At 35.9% G+C, this 19,105-nt stretch carries 14 protein-coding genes; 10 read left to right on the top strand and 4 right to left on the bottom strand.

Annotation, left to right across the window (positions count from 1 at the left end; all coding sequences use genetic code 11):
* The first annotated feature begins 125 nt into the window (after nucleotides 1–125).
* The 5 genes from B0A64_RS07395 (at nucleotide 126) to B0A64_RS07375 (ending at nucleotide 10,261) form a co-directional block, all read left to right on the top strand.
* On the top strand, nucleotides 126–1,706 hold the full coding sequence (locus B0A64_RS07395) for a GH39 family glycosyl hydrolase (protein WP_089478876.1): 1,581 nt from the start codon (nucleotides 126–128) through the stop codon (nucleotides 1,704–1,706).
* Between the two features lie 47 nt (nucleotides 1,707–1,753).
* Nucleotides 1,754–3,991 carry a glycoside hydrolase family 3 C-terminal domain-containing protein gene (locus B0A64_RS07390; RefSeq protein WP_089478875.1) on the top strand — a complete coding sequence of 746 codons (2,238 nt, stop codon included), beginning with the start codon at nucleotides 1,754–1,756 and terminating at the stop codon, nucleotides 3,989–3,991.
* A gap of 145 nt (nucleotides 3,992–4,136) precedes the next feature.
* Nucleotides 4,137–5,396: a glycoside hydrolase family 5 protein gene (locus B0A64_RS07385; RefSeq protein WP_208863518.1), complete on the top strand. Its 1,260-nt coding sequence runs from the start codon at nucleotides 4,137–4,139 to the stop codon at nucleotides 5,394–5,396.
* A gap of 104 nt (nucleotides 5,397–5,500) precedes the next feature.
* The gene (locus B0A64_RS07380; protein WP_089478874.1) at nucleotides 5,501–7,450 is read left to right on the top strand and encodes a sialate O-acetylesterase; all 1,950 of its coding nucleotides are present in this window, start codon (nucleotides 5,501–5,503) and stop codon (nucleotides 7,448–7,450) included.
* A 465-nt stretch (nucleotides 7,451–7,915) separates the two neighbouring features.
* On the top strand, nucleotides 7,916–10,261 hold the full coding sequence (locus B0A64_RS07375) for a glycoside hydrolase family 95 protein (RefSeq protein WP_244285371.1): 2,346 nt from the start codon (nucleotides 7,916–7,918) through the stop codon (nucleotides 10,259–10,261).
* Nucleotides 10,262–10,549: 288 nt separating this feature from the next.
* Here B0A64_RS07375 and B0A64_RS07370 read toward each other — a convergent pair whose 3' ends face one another.
* A complete protein-coding gene (locus B0A64_RS07370; RefSeq protein ID WP_089478872.1) occupies nucleotides 10,550–11,107 on the bottom strand; it encodes a CvpA family protein in 558 nt (185 codons plus the stop codon).
* Between the two features lie 388 nt (nucleotides 11,108–11,495).
* Between B0A64_RS07370 and B0A64_RS07360 the strand changes: the two genes are divergently transcribed.
* The 3 genes from B0A64_RS07360 (at nucleotide 11,496) to B0A64_RS07350 (ending at nucleotide 13,719) form a co-directional block, all read left to right on the top strand.
* A complete protein-coding gene (locus B0A64_RS07360) occupies nucleotides 11,496–11,852 on the top strand; it encodes a hypothetical protein (RefSeq protein WP_089478870.1) in 357 nt (118 codons plus the stop codon).
* 276 nt (nucleotides 11,853–12,128) lie between these two features.
* Nucleotides 12,129–13,148 (top strand): phenylalanine--tRNA ligase subunit alpha, encoded by a 1,020-nt coding sequence (gene pheS / locus B0A64_RS07355; protein WP_089478869.1) that lies wholly within the window; start codon nucleotides 12,129–12,131, stop codon nucleotides 13,146–13,148.
* A 163-nt stretch (nucleotides 13,149–13,311) separates the two neighbouring features.
* Nucleotides 13,312–13,719: a hypothetical protein gene (locus B0A64_RS07350; RefSeq protein ID WP_089478868.1), complete on the top strand. Its 408-nt coding sequence runs from the start codon at nucleotides 13,312–13,314 to the stop codon at nucleotides 13,717–13,719.
* Between the two features lie 167 nt (nucleotides 13,720–13,886).
* Here the strand turns inward: B0A64_RS07350 and B0A64_RS07345 are convergent, their stop codons facing one another.
* From B0A64_RS07345 to B0A64_RS07335, 3 genes are all read right to left on the bottom strand, one after another.
* Nucleotides 13,887–14,882 carry an NAD(P)H-dependent glycerol-3-phosphate dehydrogenase gene (locus B0A64_RS07345; protein ID WP_089478867.1) on the bottom strand — a complete coding sequence of 332 codons (996 nt, stop codon included), beginning with the start codon at nucleotides 14,880–14,882 and terminating at the stop codon, nucleotides 13,887–13,889.
* Nucleotides 14,883–15,220: 338 nt separating this feature from the next.
* Nucleotides 15,221–16,378 (bottom strand): iron-containing alcohol dehydrogenase, encoded by a 1,158-nt coding sequence (locus tag B0A64_RS07340; RefSeq protein ID WP_089478866.1) that lies wholly within the window; start codon nucleotides 16,376–16,378, stop codon nucleotides 15,221–15,223.
* A gap of 101 nt (nucleotides 16,379–16,479) precedes the next feature.
* Nucleotides 16,480–17,244 carry a type 1 glutamine amidotransferase domain-containing protein gene (locus B0A64_RS07335; protein WP_165769773.1) on the bottom strand — a complete coding sequence of 255 codons (765 nt, stop codon included), beginning with the start codon at nucleotides 17,242–17,244 and terminating at the stop codon, nucleotides 16,480–16,482.
* Nucleotides 17,245–17,329: 85 nt separating this feature from the next.
* Here B0A64_RS07335 and B0A64_RS07330 point away from each other — a divergent pair, with 85 nt between their 5' ends.
* Entirely contained in the window at nucleotides 17,330–18,235 is a 906-nt protein-coding gene (locus tag B0A64_RS07330) for a LysR family transcriptional regulator (protein WP_089478906.1), read from the top strand.
* Between the two features lie 125 nt (nucleotides 18,236–18,360).
* Nucleotides 18,361–19,053 carry an NUDIX hydrolase gene (locus B0A64_RS07325; protein WP_089478865.1) on the top strand — a complete coding sequence of 231 codons (693 nt, stop codon included), beginning with the start codon at nucleotides 18,361–18,363 and terminating at the stop codon, nucleotides 19,051–19,053.
* Nucleotides 19,054–19,105: the final 52 nt, after the last annotated feature.

Raw genomic sequence — 19,105 nt, 5'->3', positions numbered from 1 at the left:
GTCCTTTGTTAAAAGGCCACAGTCTATGTTTCTATGTGCTAAAATTAAGTAAACCCAACGAGTTATAATAAATATTGTTAATACGAAACAGGATTTTAAAACCTGTCAGAATATAAAAAAATCAAATGAAAAAATATTCAGCAATACTATTTCTTTCATTACTTCTAATCAATGTCAAATTGATTGGACAAAATACTACTGCTGATAACAGAATCATAAAAGTTGATTATACCAAAACCGCAGGAAAGCTGAACACTATGTTCAAAGAATGTATTGGAGCCGGAAGAGCAAACGAAGGCTTGCGTGCCGATTGGCAACAACAATTGGCAATGACCAAAAAAGAATGTGACTTTAAATACATCAGAATGCATGGTTTATTATCTGATGATATGGCAGTTTACCATGAAGACTCAAAAGGAAATCCCGAATATAATTATCAATATATCGATGTTTTATATGATTTTCTAATAAGCATTAAAATGAAACCTTTTGTAGAATTGGGTTTTATGCCATCAGCTTTAGCAAGTGGAAGTCAGACTATTTTCTGGTGGAAAGGAAATGTTACACCACCAAAAGATTATAAAAAATGGGAAGATTTAATTCGAAATTTAACCCAACACTTTACAGAACGTTACGGAGCCGAAGAAGTAAAAACCTGGTATTTTGAAGTTTGGAACGAGCCCAATTTATCTCCGGGTTTCTGGACAGGGACTCAGGCAGAATATTTCAAATTATATGAATATGCAGCACGCGGAATAAAAAGCGTAAATCCGGCTTACAAAGTGGGTGGTCCCGCAACAGCAGGAGCAGCGTGGGTTCCGGAAACAATCGATTTTTGTACGAAGAACAATGTTCCGTTAGATTTTATTTCGACACATACTTATGGCGTAAAACAAGGATTTCTGGACGAATTTGGAACCACAGGAACGGTTCTTAATAAAGACGAATCAAGTGTGAGCGGTGATGTCATAAATTCCCGCAAACAAATTTCGAATTCGGCTAAGCCAAATCTCGAATTACATTACACAGAATGGAGTTCCTCCTATACTCCCGCAGATCCTGTTCATGACAGTTACCATTCTGCAGCCTATATTCTTCAAAAGTTAAAACAAGTTGGGAATGCGGCAAACTCGATGTCATATTGGGTTTTTACAGATATATTTGAAGAAGCAGGCCCAAGATTTACCCCTTTTCACGGCGGTTTCGGATTATTGAATACACAGGGAATCAAAAAACCGGCTTATTTCTCGTATTTTTTCCTGAACAAATTAGGACAAACAGAACTTCAAAACAAAGACACCTCTTCTTGGGCAACTAAAAATACAAAAGGAGATGTTCAATTGTTATTTTGGGATTTTACCAATACACATCCCGGCGATTCCATGAACAATCAGACCTATTATATCAAAGATTTACCATCAAAACCCAAAGGAAGTGTAAAAATTGAAGTCGACGGTTTGCAACAAGGCAATTATACGTTAGAAATCTATAAAACAGGGTATAATATAAACGACGCTTACGCCGATTATCTGGCCATGGGAAAACCAGGTCAATTGACACGAGAACAAGTAAAAAGTATAAAAGAAAAAAATAACGGTGCTTTGATTGCAACAGAAAAAGTGACCATTAATGCAAAAGGAACTTATAGTACAGCTTATAAAATGAATGAAAACGATGTCGTTTTATTCAATTTTGTAAAACGATAGTTTCTTAAAATAACGAATTCCAAAAAACTAAACTAAATTTATTAAGCATGAAAAATAAAATAATCTGCCTCTCAGCCGCATTTGCATTTCTGGCATTTGTTTCTTGCAAAAACGATGCAAAAAGTACAGATTCTGATACCGCACAAAAAGAAGAATATAAAGGAAAAGAAATAGGATCAGAATTCGACGCAGAAATCGATAAGCTGGTTTCTCAAATGACATTGGAAGAAAAAATTGGAATGTTGCACGGTAACAGTATGTTTACTTCCGGAGGTGTAAAACGTTTAGGCATTCCGGAACTAAAAATGGCAGATGGACCGCTAGGTGTTCGTGAAGAAATCTCACGTGACAATTGGGCTCCGGCAGGATTAAAAGATGATTTTGCAACCTATTATCCCGCAGGTGGCGGATTGGCTGCAACCTGGAATACAGAGATGGCCTATACATTTGGTAATAGTGTAGGACAGGAATTGCGCGCCAGAGATAAAGATATGTTGCTTTCGCCAGCCATAAATATTGTGAGAACGCCACTTGGAGGAAGAACGTATGAATATATGTCTGAAGATCCGTTTTTGAACAAAAAAATTGCAGTGCCGTTAATTGTTGGTTTACAAGACAACGATGTTATGGCTTGTGTAAAGCATTTTGCAGCCAACAATCAGGAAACAAATCGTGATTTTGTCGATGTACAAATTGACGAACGTACACTGCGCGAAATTTATCTTCCCGCATTCGAAGCTTCTATAAAAGAAGGTCATGCATATAGCGTGATGGGCGCTTACAATAAATTTAGAGGCGAATATTTATGTGAAAACGATTATATGCTGAACAAAATCCTTCGTGACGAATGGGGATTCAAAGGCGTTGTCGTGTCAGATTGGGCAGCCGTACATTCTACAGTAAAATCGTTAAACAGCGGATTAGATATCGAAATGGGAACACCAAAACCATTCAACGAATTTTTTCTTGCCGATAAACTAATTGCTGCTGCAAAAAACAAAGAAATATCAGAAGCAGAATTAGACAAACATGTAAAAAGAATTTTGCGAGTATTATTTCAGGTAAAAGCAATGGGCGGAAAAGACCGTGTAAAAGGAAGCATTGCAACCGAAGCACATTATCAGGACGCTTATAAAATTGCAGCAGAAGACATCGTTTTATTAAAAAACGACAACAATGCCTTACCGCTTAAACTCGACGGAGTAAAATCTATCGCCGTAATTGGAAACAATGCAACCAAGAAAAATGCGCTTGGCGGATTTGGGGCAGGAGTAAAAACCAAAAGAGAAATTACACCGCTTGAAGGTTTAAAAAACAGATTGCCATCATCGATTAAAATTAATTATGCCGAAGGATATTTAGAACGTTACGACGAGAAAAACAAAGGGAATTTAGGAAATATTACATCAAATGGTCCCGTAACAATCGATCAGTTAGATCCGGCAAAAGTGCTGGAAGCAGTAGAAGCGGCTAAAAAATCTGATGTTGCGATTATTTTTGCAGGTTCAAACCGTGATTACGAAACAGAAGCCTCTGACCGTAGAAACTTAAAATTACCATTTGGGCAAGAAGAATTAATTCAGAAAGTATTGGCTGTAAACCCAAAAACAATTGTAGTTATGGTTGCCGGAGCACCGTTTGATATTGATGCCGTAAGCAAAAAAACATCCGCATTAGTATGGAGTTGGTTTAATGGTTCTGAAGGAGGAAATGCTTTGGCAGATGTGATTTTAGGAAAAGTAAATCCGTCTGGAAAATTGCCATGGACAATGCCAAAACAAATTATGGATTCTCCGGCACACGCCACAAACAGTTTCCCCGGAGGAAAAACCGTAAACTATGCCGAAGGAATTTTGGTAGGATACCGCTGGTTTGATACCAAAAATATTGCACCATTGTATCCTTTCGGATACGGATTATCGTATACCACTTTTGCTTTCGATAATGCAAAAACAGATAAGACATCGTACACACAAGACGAAACAATCTCCGTTTCTGTAGACGTAAAAAATACAGGGAAAGTAGAGGGTAAAGAAGTAGTTCAATTGTACACCTCTAAATCCGATTCGAAAATAAGCCGTGCAGCACAAGAGTTAAAAGGTTTCCAGAAAACACTGGTAAAATCAGGAAGCTCAAATACGGTAACCATAAAAGTTCCTGTAAAAGAATTGGCTTACTATGACGTAACCGCTAAAAAATGGACTGTTGAGCCCGGAAAATATACTTTAAAATTAGGAAACTCTTCAAGAGATATCAAGAAAGAAGTTGTCATAACCATAAAGTAATAAGGCGTTTTACATTAATTGTGTGAGTCTTTAATAGTTTTATACAAAACAAGAAAAGCTTGATAAAACTATTTTTTTCAAATGCATTTAATGTTATTTAAGTTAGAAAGAGAATCACACAATTAATAGTAAAAATCAAAATAAAATGAAAAAAAATGTAAAAAGTTATTTGTTTAGTGCCATTTTATCTTTGTCTTTTTTAAGCATTTTGGCATGCAGTTCTGATAAAGAAAATGCAGAAGTTGTAGCACAAGCACAAGTACAAACCGAAAAGGTTGCTGCTGCAGGATTATATCCAAGTTACAATACCAACCCAATTGCCGCTGATGCAAACGGTATGTCGAGCAATGCTGTACAGCTGGCGGCCAAAATAAAATTAGGCTGGAATATAGGGAACACGCTCGAAGCAACCGGAGGAGAAACCGCCTGGGGAAATCCAAAAGTGACAAAAGCCTTAATAGATGCCGTAAAAGCAAATGGTTTTAATGCCATTAGAATTCCATGTTCATGGAATCAGTACTTAGAAAATTCGGCAACAGCCAAATTAAAAACAGATTGGCTAAACCGCGTAAAAGAAGTCGTGCAATATTGTGTCGACAATAATATGTATGTTGTAGTCAACATTCACTGGGATGGTGGTTGGCTGGAAAACAACATTACCGAAGCCAAAAAAGTAGAAACCAACGCAAAACAAAAAGCTTTTTGGGAACAGATTGCAACAAGTTTAAGAGGTTTCGATGAGCATTTGCTTTTTGCAAGTGCCAATGAACCAGCAGTTGAAGATGCCACACAAATGGCAGTTTTAACTTCGTATCATCAAACATTTATCGATGCCGTTCGTTCTACCGGAGGTAAAAATACCTATCGTACCTTAGTCATTCAGGGACCAACAACAGATATTGAAAAAACAAATAAATTAATGACCACTTTGCCAACAGATAAAACGGCAAGTCGATTGATGGTCGAAGTGCATTATTATGCTCCATGGAATTTTGGCGGATTAACCAAAGACGAATCCTGGGGTAAAATGTTCTACTATTGGGGAGCAGGATTTCATTCAGCAACAGATACAGAACGAAATGCAAGTTTTGGAGAAGAAGCAGATTTACAGAAAAACTTTAAACTCATGAAAACCCAATTTGTAGACAAAGGAATTCCGGTTTTGTTAGGAGAGTTTGGCGCCATTCGCCGCACAACCCTAACCGGAAGTGCTTTGACTTTGCATTTAAATTCAAGAGCCTATTATTTAAAAACAGTTGTAAAAACCGCCAAAGCCAACGGTTTATTACCTTTTTATTGGGATGAAGGAAGTTTAGGAAATAACGGTTTCGGACTCATCAATCGATCGAATAATACTGTTTTTGATACTCAGGCGTTAACTGCTTTAAAAGAAGGATTACAATAAAAACATAAATTCATCCTGTAAGTGATATAAGTTAATTTAAGCCTCATATATAGTTTGTGCTTATGTTTCCTTATATCACTTAATTGATTTAAATAACAAATAAAATGAAGAAAAAAATAATCTTTCTTTTTTTACTATTCGGTACCATTGCAAACGCAAATGTTAGAATGCCATTATTGTTTTCTGACGGAATGGTTTTGCAGCGCAACAAAGAAATTCCGGTTTGGGGTTGGGCAGAAGCCAATGAAAAAGTAGAAGTTCATTTTAACAAACAAACCAAAACAATCCAAGCCGATAAAAACGGTAAATGGATGATCAAACTATCAGCCGAAAAAGCTGGTGGACCTTTTGAATTAACCATTACAGGAAAAAATAAAATCGTTATTAAAGATGTTTTGGTTGGCGAAGTCTGGATTTGCAGCGGTCAGTCGAATATGGAATTTCAGATGTATAAAACGCTGAATGCCGAAAAAGAAATGGCAGATTCTAATTATCCTTTGATTCGTCATTTTGGCGTAGCGCAGGATTTAAGCGGAAATCCAAAAGAAGATTTAAAACAAGGAAAATGGCTGGTAGCCAACAAAGAAAATATTCGTGATTTTACAGCAGCAGGTTTCTTTTTTGCTAAGAAATTATATGCCGAATTAAAAATCCCAATCGGTATCATAAATACTTCTTGGGGCGGTACCAATGTAGAAACCTGGACAAGCCGTGAAGCTTTTGAAAAAAGTGATGATTTCAAAGCCATGATTGCCAATGTTCCGCAAGTTGATATGGATGCCGTTTTTGAAGTCTATAAAAAGTCTATTTTAGACCACATAAAGAAAATTCAGGGTTTTGATGTTTCTATAGAAAATGAAAACCAGTTTGCAGCATTTGGTTTTGAAGATAAAAACTGGCCGGAAATAAAAGTACCCTCATTGTGGGAAAACCAGCAAATAGGCAATATTGATGGCGTAGTCTGGATGCGAAAAACAATTGTTTTAACAGCAGAACAAGCCAAAAGCGAAGCCATTTTGCATTTGTCTAAAGTAGACGATGAAGATATAACCTATGTAAACGGCGTTCAGGTAGGGACCAATAAAATTTGGGAAGCACTACGGGTTTACAAAATTCCTGCGGGAGTTTTAAAAGAAGGCAAAAATGTAATTGCAGTCCGTATTGCAGATTATTCTGGCGGTGGCGGAATCTATGGTGATCCTGCTGATTTGCACCTTCAGTTCAAAGACACCAATCTACCACTCGAAGGACTTTGGAAATTTAATGTAGTACAAGTAAAAGTTGCACTTGCACCCAATAGTTACCCTTCGTTATTGTACAATGCCATGATAAATCCTTTAGTTCCGTATGCAATTCAAGGCGTTTTATGGTATCAGGGCGAAGCCAATGTATGGAGAGCAAACCAATACAAAAAAGCATTTCCGCTTATGATCTCAGACTGGAGAACAAAATGGGAACAAGGTGATTTTCCTTTTTATTTCGTACAATTGTCCACCTTCAATGAGTTTAACGGAAACAGCAAAGTGGGCAGTCGTTGGGCAGAACTTCGTGAAGCACAACTCGAAACCTTAAAATTACCCAATACCGGAATGGTCGTGACTACAGATATTGGTAATGCAAAAGATATTCATCCCACAAACAAACAAGATGTAGGTTTGCGTTTGGCGGCAATTGCATTAAACAACGTTTACGGCAAAAAGCAAGTGTATAGCGGACCAACTTTTAAGTCGCAGGAAATAAAAGGAAACGAAATTATCCTTACTTTCGGCAATACAGGAAGCGGATTATCAACGGCAGATAATTCAGAAAACCTAAAAGGATTTGAAATTGCAGGAACAGACAAAGTTTTTCATTCTGCACAAGCAATTATAAAAAATAATAAAGTCGTAGTTTCGAGCGAAAACGTAAAAAATCCCGTTGCCATTCGTTACGGTTGGGCAGATGATGATACCGAAATTAATCTTTACAACAAAGAAAAATTCCCTGCGTCGCCTTTCAGAACGGATAATTGGGAAATGATTACGGAAAACGAAATTTATAAAGTTAGTAAGTAATATTTGGGCGTGACCACATTTACAAAAGGCGCTATTTAACAAACCGCTTATGTGCGCCTTTCGCAAATACGGTCGGGCTATCCGCATTACTTCGGTAATTTGCTACTATCCCTCACGCGCAAACTAGGTTTCGATATCCTAACAGGTTTCCAAAACCTGTTAGGTATAAAAATTCCGGATGTCAAAGTGAAAATAATAATACCTAACAGGTTTTGGAAACCTGTTAGGATAAAAAAACATATATTAGAACGGATTAAAATCCATTTCTATAAAATAATTCGAGCCGAAGGCTCTTAAAAGTTCCGGAGGAACGAACCATATTGTAGCAACGGATTTTAATCCGTTGATTGAAAATGAAAATCAACATAAAGTTCCGTAGGAACGACACCTATTAAACGTTGCAAAATGAATCAAAACCTCATAAAAACAGCTGCCATTTTTCTTTTCACCTCTTTCTGTCTAAACATGACAGCACAATCCAATCATGTTTTAGGATACAATAAGGCAGCAGAATTTTTTGAAGAAAGCTTAGTTTTAGGAAACGGAAAAATGGGTGCAACCGTTTTTGGTGGTGCAAATTCAGATAAAATTTATTTGAACGATGCAACACTTTGGTCGGGTGAACCCGTAAATGCGAATATGAATCCGGAAGCCTACAAAAATATTCCTGCAATTCGCGAAGCCCTAAAAAACGAAAACTATAAACTAGCCGAAGAACTAAACAAAAAGATCGAAGGCAAAAACTCTGAATCGTATGCACCACTTGGAACATTAGAAATCAATAATTCTGATAAGGGAAAAGCAGTCAATTACCATCGGGAACTTGATATTTCGAATGCAGTATCAAAGGTGAGTTATGAAATGAACGGAATAAAATTTACCCGTGAATATTTTGTTTCGGCGCCGGACCAAATCATGGTAATTAAATTGACGAGCAGCGAAAAAGGAGGTTTGAATTTTGATATTGATTTAAGGAGTTTATTAAAATCAACTGTTGAAGTAAAAGGTAATATTCTGGTGATGACCGGATCTGCTCCAATTCATGAAAATCCGGGATATTCAGTTTTACCAAAATACGAACAGGAAAAAGAAAGAGGAACAACATTTACAACTTTAGTTCAAATCAAAAAAGCAGACGGAAAAATCACAAGTTCCAGGTCTACATTAACCTTAAAAGAGGCAACTGAAGCTTATATTTATGTCTCGGTTGCTACAAGTTTTAATGGTTTTAACAAAAATCCGGTAACAGAAGGACTGGATGATATATCAATTGCATTGCAAAACCTGAATAAAGCTTTTGCAAAATCTTTCGATGAAGTAAAACAAGCACACATTGCCGATTATCAAAAATTCTATAATCGTGTTACGTTAGATTTAGGCAAAACAACTGCACCGGATTTACCAACAGACGAACGTTTACTGAGATATGCAGACGGTAAAGAAGATAAAAACCTGGAAATTCTCTATTTCAATTTCGGGCGTTATTTATTAATTAGCTCCTCAAGAACTTTAGGAGTGCCAGCCAATTTACAAGGTATTTGGAATCCGCATTTAAACCCGCCCTGGAGTAGTAATTATACCATGAATATCAATCTCGAAGAAAATTATTGGCTTGCCGAAAATACCAATCTTTCAGAGATGCATTTGCCTCTTTTAAGCTTTATCAAAAATCTTTCGGTAACCGGAAAAGTTACCGCAAAGACTTTTTATGGTGTAAACGAAGGTTGGGCAGCAGCACATAATTCTGATATATGGGCAATGACTAATCCGGTTGGGAATTTTGGAAAAGAAGACCCTAGTTGGGCGTGTTGGCCATTGTCTGGCGCTTGGCTAAGTACCCATATTTGGGAACATTATACTTTTACAAAAGATAAAAATTACCTCAAAAACGAAGGTTATCCCATTATGAAAGGGGCAGCACAATTTTTTTTAGGATGGATGGTTACCGATAAAAACGGAAATCTAATTACATCGCCGTCAACATCTCCGGAAAACAAATACATTGCACCCGATGGTTTTATTGGCGCCACAATGTACGGCGGAACGGCTGATTTGGCCATGATAAGAGAATGTTTTGACAAAACCATAAAAGCCTCAAAAGTATTAAATAACGATGCTGATTTCAGAGCAAAACTAGAATTGGCACTTTCTAAATTTCATCCGTATCAAATAGGTAAAAAAGGAAATTTGCAGGAATGGTATTTTGATTGGAATGACGAAGATCCCAAACACCGCCACCAATCGCAATTGTTCGGACTTTTTCCCGGCGATCATATCACACCCGAGAAAACACCGGATTTAGCCGAAGCTTCAAAAAAGACTTTAGAAATTAAAGGCGACGAAACAACCGGTTGGTCAAAAGGTTGGCGTATTAACCTTTGGGCTAGACTTTGGGACGGAAATCGTGCGTATAAAATGTTCCGCGAATTATTAAAATATGTAGACCCTGACGGAAAGAAAACTGATAAACCAAGAAGAGGAGGAGGGACGTACCCGAATTTATTCGACGCACATCCGCCATTTCAAATTGATGGAAATTTTGGAGGAGCCGCAGCCGTTGCAGAAATGCTGATTCAATCTGACGAAAACGAAATTAGATTATTACCTGCTCTGCCAGACGCATGGGAAACCGGATCCGTAAAAGGAATTTGTGCCCGTGGCGGATTCGAAATCGAAATGAATTGGGAGAATAAAATTCTAAAAAAAGTCACGATTTCTTCGAAAACAGGAGGGAAAACAACTTTAATAAACGGAGACAAAAAACAAACTATTACCTTGAAAAAAGGAGAAAGTTTAGAAATAAACTGGTAATTCTTTTGAAAACTAATGTCATCCTGAGCGATCCCGAAGCTTCGGGAGAAGGCTCGATTTGTATAAAGGGCTCGACTTTGCTCAGCCTGACAAATCAAATCCGTTTTTACCCGCGTTTTTACGAAGTAAATCTGTTTTATCCGCGTCAAAATTATCCGCTGATTTTACTGATTCGCTAAAGCGAAAACGCTGATAAAAACGGATTTTTCTAATTACTTTCTGAATTAAACTGTTAAGTAATTTTATAGTTTTCCCCTTAACTTATTGATATTGCCCGCTAGGACTTAATTATTCACTTTCTGTAGTTTCTTCCTTTTTAGTTTCCTCTTTAGGTTTATCTGCTTGGCTTTCTTTAAATTCCTCGTACCACTTTTCGATAGAAGGATAAATAAAAGCAGCTACTTTTTTTACAGGATTATAAAAAATAGATTTATCTAAAGTTTCTTTTTTTGCAAAAGTTTCATTGAAGTTTATTTTTTCGAAGAGAGCGATAAAAACACTTAAAATCAAAATTGTTTTTAAGATTCTGAAAAAACCTCCGCCTAGTTTATTTGCCCAGCCTAAGAAAGCAAAATCAGCAATTCCGGTAAGTATTTTTGCTAAAAAGTAGACCCCAATCACCACTAAAATAAAAGTAAGGATAAAAGCCGTGACCTGTATGGTATTTGGATTCCATGAAACATGTTTCATGATTAGTTCCTTCATTAAAAATGAAAATTTAATCGCAAGATAAATTCCCAACAATAAAGAAACAAAAGAAGCGATTTCTACAAAAAGTCCATTTTTAATGCCTTTGTATAAACTAAAAGCCAAAAGTGCTCCAAAAAGCATGTCTAAAAAACTCATATTTCCGGTGGTTTTACTGAGGCGCAAATATATATCTTTTTTAGGTTCAGAGTTGCAAAGGTTCAAAGGTTCAAAGGTTTTTTTAGCCCGCGGATTATACGGATTTAGCGGATTCACGCAGATTTTATTTTTTTGTTATGTAATCATTGACTGTAAATCACAGAAAACTTTAAATCTTAAATCAGCCAAATAATTTTAATCGGCGTTAATGGGTTAGATCCGCGTCATCTGCGTGCCATTTCAATACTACAAAACGGAAGTTTTCGTTTTTTAAGGTCTTTGGGTTTGAAGTCCGTATCTTTGCAAATCTAATTTTAGAATTCAGATTGCAGATTTTAGATTTTTAAGTCAGCAATCTAAAATCTAGAATCTAAAATCACAAATATATATGTCCAGAGATACACAACTAAAAGAGCGTTGGGAAAAGCTCGTCGATATACTATCTAATCAGTTTTCGCAAGGAGAAGACTTAGATTTAGATGCCATAATTTACCTCATTGGAGTTCAGGAACTCGGAAAAGTACACCGTGAATTCAAAAAAGATGAAAAATTAAACCTGATGCACATCGCCATTTGTCGATTATTGGAGCCTTATGGGTTTTATGAATTCGATTTTTTTGACGCTGATGGATGGCCACATTACAAAGTAAAAGAAGAATTGCCGGCATTAAAAGCCGGAGAACAATCGGTTTTAATGAAGGAAGCTATCGTCAATTATTTCCTGGAAAGACAGGTTATTGAATAGGTTTGTTAGTATTCAGTCTCAGTCTCAGTTTACACGCTACAGTTACTGAAAACTGAAAACTGCGACTGAATACTGAAAACCGCGACTGTAAACTGGCACTGTGACTGTAAACTGAAAAAAAAATGTGTAGATATGAAATGGTTTCTTATAAACCACATTATGCTTGTTTTAGTTGTCGAAAGACATTTAAGAGAAGATTGATGAATAACATAATTTAAATTTTAGACACTATACTTAGAACAAAATCCTTAAATTTGCACCTTCAAAGTAAGATCGATGATAGACAAGATAAAACAACATATAGAGGAAGCGAAAGCTTTTAATGATAAAAATAAAGAATCGTTAGAGCAATTCCGTGTAAAATATTTAGGTAGTAAAGGATTGTTAAAAGAGCTTTTTACAGAGTTCAAAAATATTCCAAACGACCAGAAAAAAGACTTCGGACAAGTTATAAATACTTTAAAAGCTGTTGCTGAAGAAAAAGTAAGAGTTATTCAGGAAGAACTTGAAAGTAAAGAAGAGGTAAAAGGAATGTTTGGCGATTTAACGCGTGCTGCAGAACCGGTAATTATTGGATCTCGTCACCCGATTTCGATTGTTAAAAATCAAATTATAGATATTTTTGCGAATATCGGTTTCAACGTTTCCGAAGGTCCGGAAATCGAAGACGATTGGCATAATTTTACCGCATTAAACTTGCCAGAATACCATCCGGCACGTGATATGCAGGATACATTTTTTATTCAGACCAATCCTGACGTGTTGTTGCGTACTCATACATCATCAGTTCAGGTGCGTTATATGGAAAATCACAAACCACCAATTCGTACGATCTCTCCCGGACGTGTGTTTCGTAACGAAGCCGTTTCGTCACGCTCACACTGTATTTTTCATCAGGTAGAAGGATTGTATATTGACAAAGAGGTATCGTTTGCCGATTTAAAACAAACGTTACTTTATTTTACGAAAGAAATGTTCGGAAAATCGAAGATTCGTTTACGTCCTTCCTACTTTCCGTTTACAGAACCAAGTGCCGAAATTGATATCTATTGGGGTTTAAAAACCGAAACAGATTACCGTATTACTAAAGGAACAGGTTGGTTAGAAATTGGAGGTTGCGGAATGGTTGATCCAAACGTTCTTAAAAATTGTGACATTAATCCGGACGAATTCAATGGATTTGCTTTCGGAATGGGAGTAGAACGTATTGCAATGTTGTTATACCAAATTGGTGATATTCGTATGTTTTACGAAAACGACGTTCGTTTCTTAGAGCAATTCAAAGCAAATATTTAGGAGCTATTTCCTGCTGTGCGCTGTATCTTTTATTTTTTAAAGAAAAAACAAAAGGATGCCGCTTCCATCAGGGCTAGGGCTTTACGTTATAAATTACCTTTACAATAAACAAACCTTTGTTGAAGCTTCAGGCTTTGATAAAGGTTTTTAAAATTTAATAAAAATGAAAGCAGATATAACAATCCCCGAAGTAGAAAACGTATTTCTGGCCGCTGTTCAGGAATGGAGCGACGATTTTATGGAAAAAGTCTGGTACGCTTATCTTGTAAACGACAGCGATTTTAATTTAGACGGCGTTATGGTCGTTTCAAAAGCATTTGGAACTATAGACGGCGAAATGAAAAAAACATCTGTTTTACGTCACGCCTTTGTAGAAGTTCCAGCCGTTTCAGTAGTAAAAATCGAAATGGTCGAAAAGAGTTTGTTAGTTTTAAACAACGAATTTATGGTTACTTTTTTCATCGACAATAAACTATACGACAAGAAATTTATCTTTAAATCAAACCTAATCAACGAAAACAATACAGAAGAAGTGCCTATTTTGTTTGTTGAAGGAGTGATGGTGAAGTAGTTTTTTCGAGAATAGAATAAAGAGAATAGAATAAAGAGAATAGAATAAAGAGAATAGAATAAAGAAGAAAGAGTCAAGACCAATTAAATTTCGTCCTGACTCTTTTTTTATTCTCAAAGTATAGAAATCTATTTTCTTTACTCTATACTCTATTTTCTAAAAAAAAACTAATCCAAAGACTCAGTCAGTTTCTTAAATACAGATTTAGCGTCTTTTCCTTCGTATAAAATGGCATAAACTGCATCAATAATTGGCGTTTTTGCCCCGTAACCCTGATTTAGTTTATAAGCACTTTTGGTAGCATAATAACCTTCGGCAACCATACTCATTTCCATCATCGCACTTTTTACCGTGTAACCTTTTCCAATCATGTTCCCGAACATTCGGTTTCTCGAGAATACAGAATATCCTGTAACTAATAAATCGCCCAGATAAGCCGAATCATTGATGTTACGTTTCATTTTATGTACTTTTCTGATGAATTTTTTCATCTCACGGATTCCGTTACTCATCATAACCGATTGAAAGTTATCACCATAACCTAAGCCATGTGCGATTCCGGCTGCGATTGCATAAATGTTTTTTAGCATTGCGGCGTATTCTGTACCAATAATGTCATCAGAAATTTTTGCTTTGATATAGTTTCCGGACAATGTTTTGGCAACAATGCTCGCTTTGTCAGGATCACCACAAGCAATCGTTAAGTACGAAAGTCTTTCTAATGCCACTTCTTCGGCATGACAAGGACCTGTAATAACACCAATATTGTAATATGGAATATCGTATTGAATATGAAAATGTTCTCCAACGATTAAACTCGTCTCCGGAACAATCCCCTTAATGGCCGAAAATATGATTTTATCTGCCAAAGAAACCGTCAGGTGCTTTAGTTCAGCATCCAGGAAAGCAGACGGAATAGCAAAGATTACATAATCTGCATATTCAATTGCTTCGTTGATATTGTTTGTTAATTTAAGTTTTTGGGTATCAAATTCTACCGAACTTAAATAATTAGGATTGTGTTTGTATTTCTGAATGTGCTCGATCGCAGCATCATTACGCATGTACCAAGCAATTTCTGAAAGATTTACGCATAACATCTTTGCAATTGCTGTAGCCCAGCTTCCTCCTCCAATTACTGCAAATTTTAAATTTTCGCTCATTATTTTAATAATTTAAAACAAAAGTACTTAATAATGTAGTAATAATACAAAATCTGATTTAAGAAATTTAAAAGCCAGTCTTAAATACAATGGTTTTCAGGTATTTTCAAAAATTTCAAAATATTTTTTCTAACCTATAATAAAACGAGAACATTTTCGTTGTAACTAATTATAAATTAGAATTTTAATGAGTTTAGCAAAAATTGAGTTAGTTAGTTTTGTTTTTAGTATTGTAAAAAGGCGTTCCTAAATAACTTTAAGAACGCCTTTTTTTTTAGTTTTCAGTTTACGGTGTCAATTTACAGTTTTTAACTGCGACTGAGTACTGCGACTGTGTACTAGTAACTCATCTCAACAATCGACTTCACTTTATCAAGCGTAATCAATTGTTTCTCTCCTAAACCTTTCCAGCCTCTTTCGTCAAAACGGTTTACAATGAATTCTGCCGTTTTGCTGTAATCATCCGTATATTGAGAAAGTTTAGTATCCATTCCCATCGTGTGAAAGAACGCAACTGTTTTGTTGATCGCTTCTTTAGCCACAACATCATCAGAGCCTGTTAAACCAAAGATTCTTCTTCCGTATTGCGCTAATTTTTCTTTTTTGGTATCAAACATCACCTCATACAAACTTGGGCCAATAATCGCCAAAGTTCTGGCGTGATCAATTCCGTAAAGCGCTGTTAATTCGTGACCAATCATGTGTGTAGTCCAATCAGAAGGAACACCTTTCTGGATCAGTCCGTTTAAGGCCATCGTACAGCTCCACATAAAGTTAGAAGCCAATGCATAATCCGTTGGATTTTCTACAACATTTGGTCCAACTTCGATAAGTGTTTGCAGGATTCCCTCCGCAATTCTGTCCTGCAAATAACCTTCATGCGGATATGTTAAATATTGTTCCATTACATGCGTATAGGCATCAACAACACCATTTTGCAATTGTCTTTTTGGCAAAGATGCAATTACGGTAGGATCGCAAATAGAGAATTTCGGGAACATAGCACTTCCGCCAAAAGCAAGTTTTTCCTGTGTTGCTTTAATTGTAACTACAGCGCCGGAATTCATTTCACTTCCTGTTGCCGGCAAAGTCAAAACAGTTCCAAAAGGCACGGCATTTTCTTTAATCAACAAACGTTTTTGCAAAATATCAATCGGGTTTCCGTCAAAATTTACGGCAGCCGAGATGAATTTTACACCATCAATAACAGATCCTCCGCCAACAGCCAGAATAAAATCTATTTTCTCTGCTTTAATAACTTCAACAGCCTTCATTAAAGTTTCGAAATGAGGATTTGGTTCAATTCCGCCAAATTCTACAATCTCAAAACCTTTTAGATTATTGATCACTTGTTCGTGTATACCGTTTTTAAAGATACTTCCGCCTCCATAAGCCAAAAGAATTTTAGCCTCTTTAGGTACTAATGTCGAAAGTTTTTCTATTTGTCCTTTTCCGAAGATTAAATTCGTCGGATTATATAATTCAAAGTTTAGCATTTTTTTTAAGTTTCTAAGTTCCTAAGATACTAAGGTGCTGAGTTTTTTTTAAGATATGTATAATCTTAGAAAATCAGAGCCTTAGCAACTTAGTACCTTTGTTATTTAATCAATTTTTCTAATAATTTTCCAGCCACCAATTTAGACGAAGCAGGATTTTGCCCTGTAATCAATAGACCGTCTTCTACAGCATAAGGCTGCCAGTTGGCACCTTTAGAGAATTTAGCACCATTTTTTATTAAAGCATCTTCTAATAAAAACGGAACAACTTTGGTCAAGCCTACAGCTTCTTCCTCTTCATTTGTAAAACCGGTTACTTTTTTACCTTTTACCAAAAATTCGCCATTTACTTTTACATTTTTCAAAACAGCCGGAGCATGACAAACAAAAGCTACCGGTTTTTTATGAGTATAAAAAGATTCGATTAAAGCGATAGAGTTTTTATCTTCGACTAAATCCCAAAGTGGCCCGTGACCTCCCGGATAAAAAACGGCGTCGTAATCTTTTTGATTAATAGTCGAAAGTTTATGCGTGTGTTTTAATTTTTCCTGCAATGTTTTATCTGCATCAAAACGTTTTGTGTCTTCAGTGGCAGATGCCGGATCAGCACTTTTAGGATCAACAGGCGGTTGACCACCAAGCGGTGTAGCGATCGTGATTTCGACACCCTGATCCAGTAATTCATAATAAGGTGCAGCAAATTCTTCTGACCAAAATCCTGTTTTTTCTCCTGTATTGCCCAGTTTATCGTTACTGGTCACAACAAATAATACTTTTTTCATACTTTTTTTATTTGTTTTTTGAGCTATAGCCGTTGTGCTAAAAGCTGTTAATGTTATAATCGCGAGTAAAGCTATTCTTTTCATAAGTTTAAATTTTGATCAAATTTACGGCTTAAGTGATATCAGTAAAAATAAAATAAACTATGTTTGTTATAAAAATAGTTATACCATGGTAAATCTTGAATGGTACAGAACTTTTAAATCTGTATATAAAAATGGAAATTTTTCGATTGCAGCAAAAGAGTTATTCATAAGTCAACCAGCTGTAAGCCAACAGATATCAATGTTGGAAGCACATGTGGGATATAAATTATTCAACAGAAAGTCTAAAGGTGTCGAACCAACCGAATACGCTAAGTTACTTAATAATTTAATTATTGATGCACTGGATCGTCTTGAAAACGTCGAAAGCGGATTTAGGGCAAAAGCGCACGATTCAGTCCGATTGATTTCTGTAGGAGTTTCAAAAGATTTATTCAACAGTTGTGGAAGTATTTTAATTTCCAAATTCGATTTTATTGATTTTACTTTTGCAGACGATGATGCTCTTTTTGCCCTTGTCGATGCTAAAAAGCTCGATTTTGCAATCACAACCAAAAGATTTGATACGTTTGATACCATTTATGAAATCGTAGGAAAGATTAAGCTAATTATGGTTGCGCCAATACAGCTGGACGCGACAGACTTTCGTCAGAAATTAAAATCAGATAATTTTGTAGCAATCGAGCAATGGCTGAACGAGCAAAAATGGTATTCTCATGATGCCAGAATTTCGCATATAAAGATATTTTGGCTCCATGCATTTAGCAAAAAGAGACCCTCGATGGTTCCTAACTATATTATTCCGTCAGAATCTGAAATGCTCGAACTGCTTTCAAGAAATTCAGGAGTAGCCATAACCTGGAATTGTAATGCGAGAAAGTATATTAAGGAAAACAAATTGCAATTGCTCTGGAATAGTTTTCATGTGCCGGAGGAATATGTATATTTATTGACCAGTAAAAACAATATTTCAAGTTCTTTTTTTGAAAGTATTGCTAAAGAATTAAAGTTGTTTTTAGGGAATAGATTGTAGTTTATCGCAAAGGATTTATTTTTTTCGCCACAAATTGCACGAATTTCCGCGAATTATTATTTCAATCGTTTTGTACATAAAAAATTAGTGAAAATTAGTGAAATTCGTGGCAGACCTTTTTAAGTATGGAAAATTTTCAAAATATTAGAATTGCTGTTGATGCCATAGTATTTGGATATAAAAACAACAACTTATATGTACTCTTAATTGAGCAAAAGTTTGGTTCTGCCGATAAATATTGGGCATTACCCGGCGGATTGGTAAAACAGGATGAATCTTTGAGCGATGCAGTCATTAGAGAATTGCATGAAGAGACCAACGTCAAGTTGACTTTTATGGAGCAACTTTACACCTTTGGTGATGATATTTACAGAGATTCCAGAAACCGTGTAATTTCGGTTGCCTATTATGCTTTGGTCGATGCTTCGAATCTTGAAATAAAAGCGGATACAGATGCCGAGAAAGTGCAATGGTTTAAAATAGATCAAATACCGTCTTTGGCATTTGATCATAACTTAATACTGGAAACCGCAATTTCGAGGTTAAAATCTAAACTTACCTATGAACCCATTGGTTTTGATTTACTTCCCGAAGAATTTTTATTCTCGGATCTTGAAAACCTTTATTGTACCATTCTTGAAAAAGAAATTGATAGGCGAAACTTTAGAAAAAAGATTCTCAGTTATGGCTTTTTAGATCAAACAGAACATTTTTCGCCTATAAAAAGCGGAAGGCCGGCCAAACTTTTCAAGTTTAATAAGTTAAATTACAGTGATTTAATTAAGAATGGCTTTCACTTTGAAATAAAGTTTGCGTAATTTTTACACAAAATAAATTGTTTAATAAAAATATTAATCTATATTTGCGTAT

Source organism: Flavobacterium araucananum (assembly GCF_002222055.1).
GTDB classification, from domain to species: Bacteria; Bacteroidota; Bacteroidia; order Flavobacteriales; family Flavobacteriaceae; genus Flavobacterium; species Flavobacterium araucananum.
This window is presented reverse-complemented; position numbering and strand designations above follow the sequence as displayed.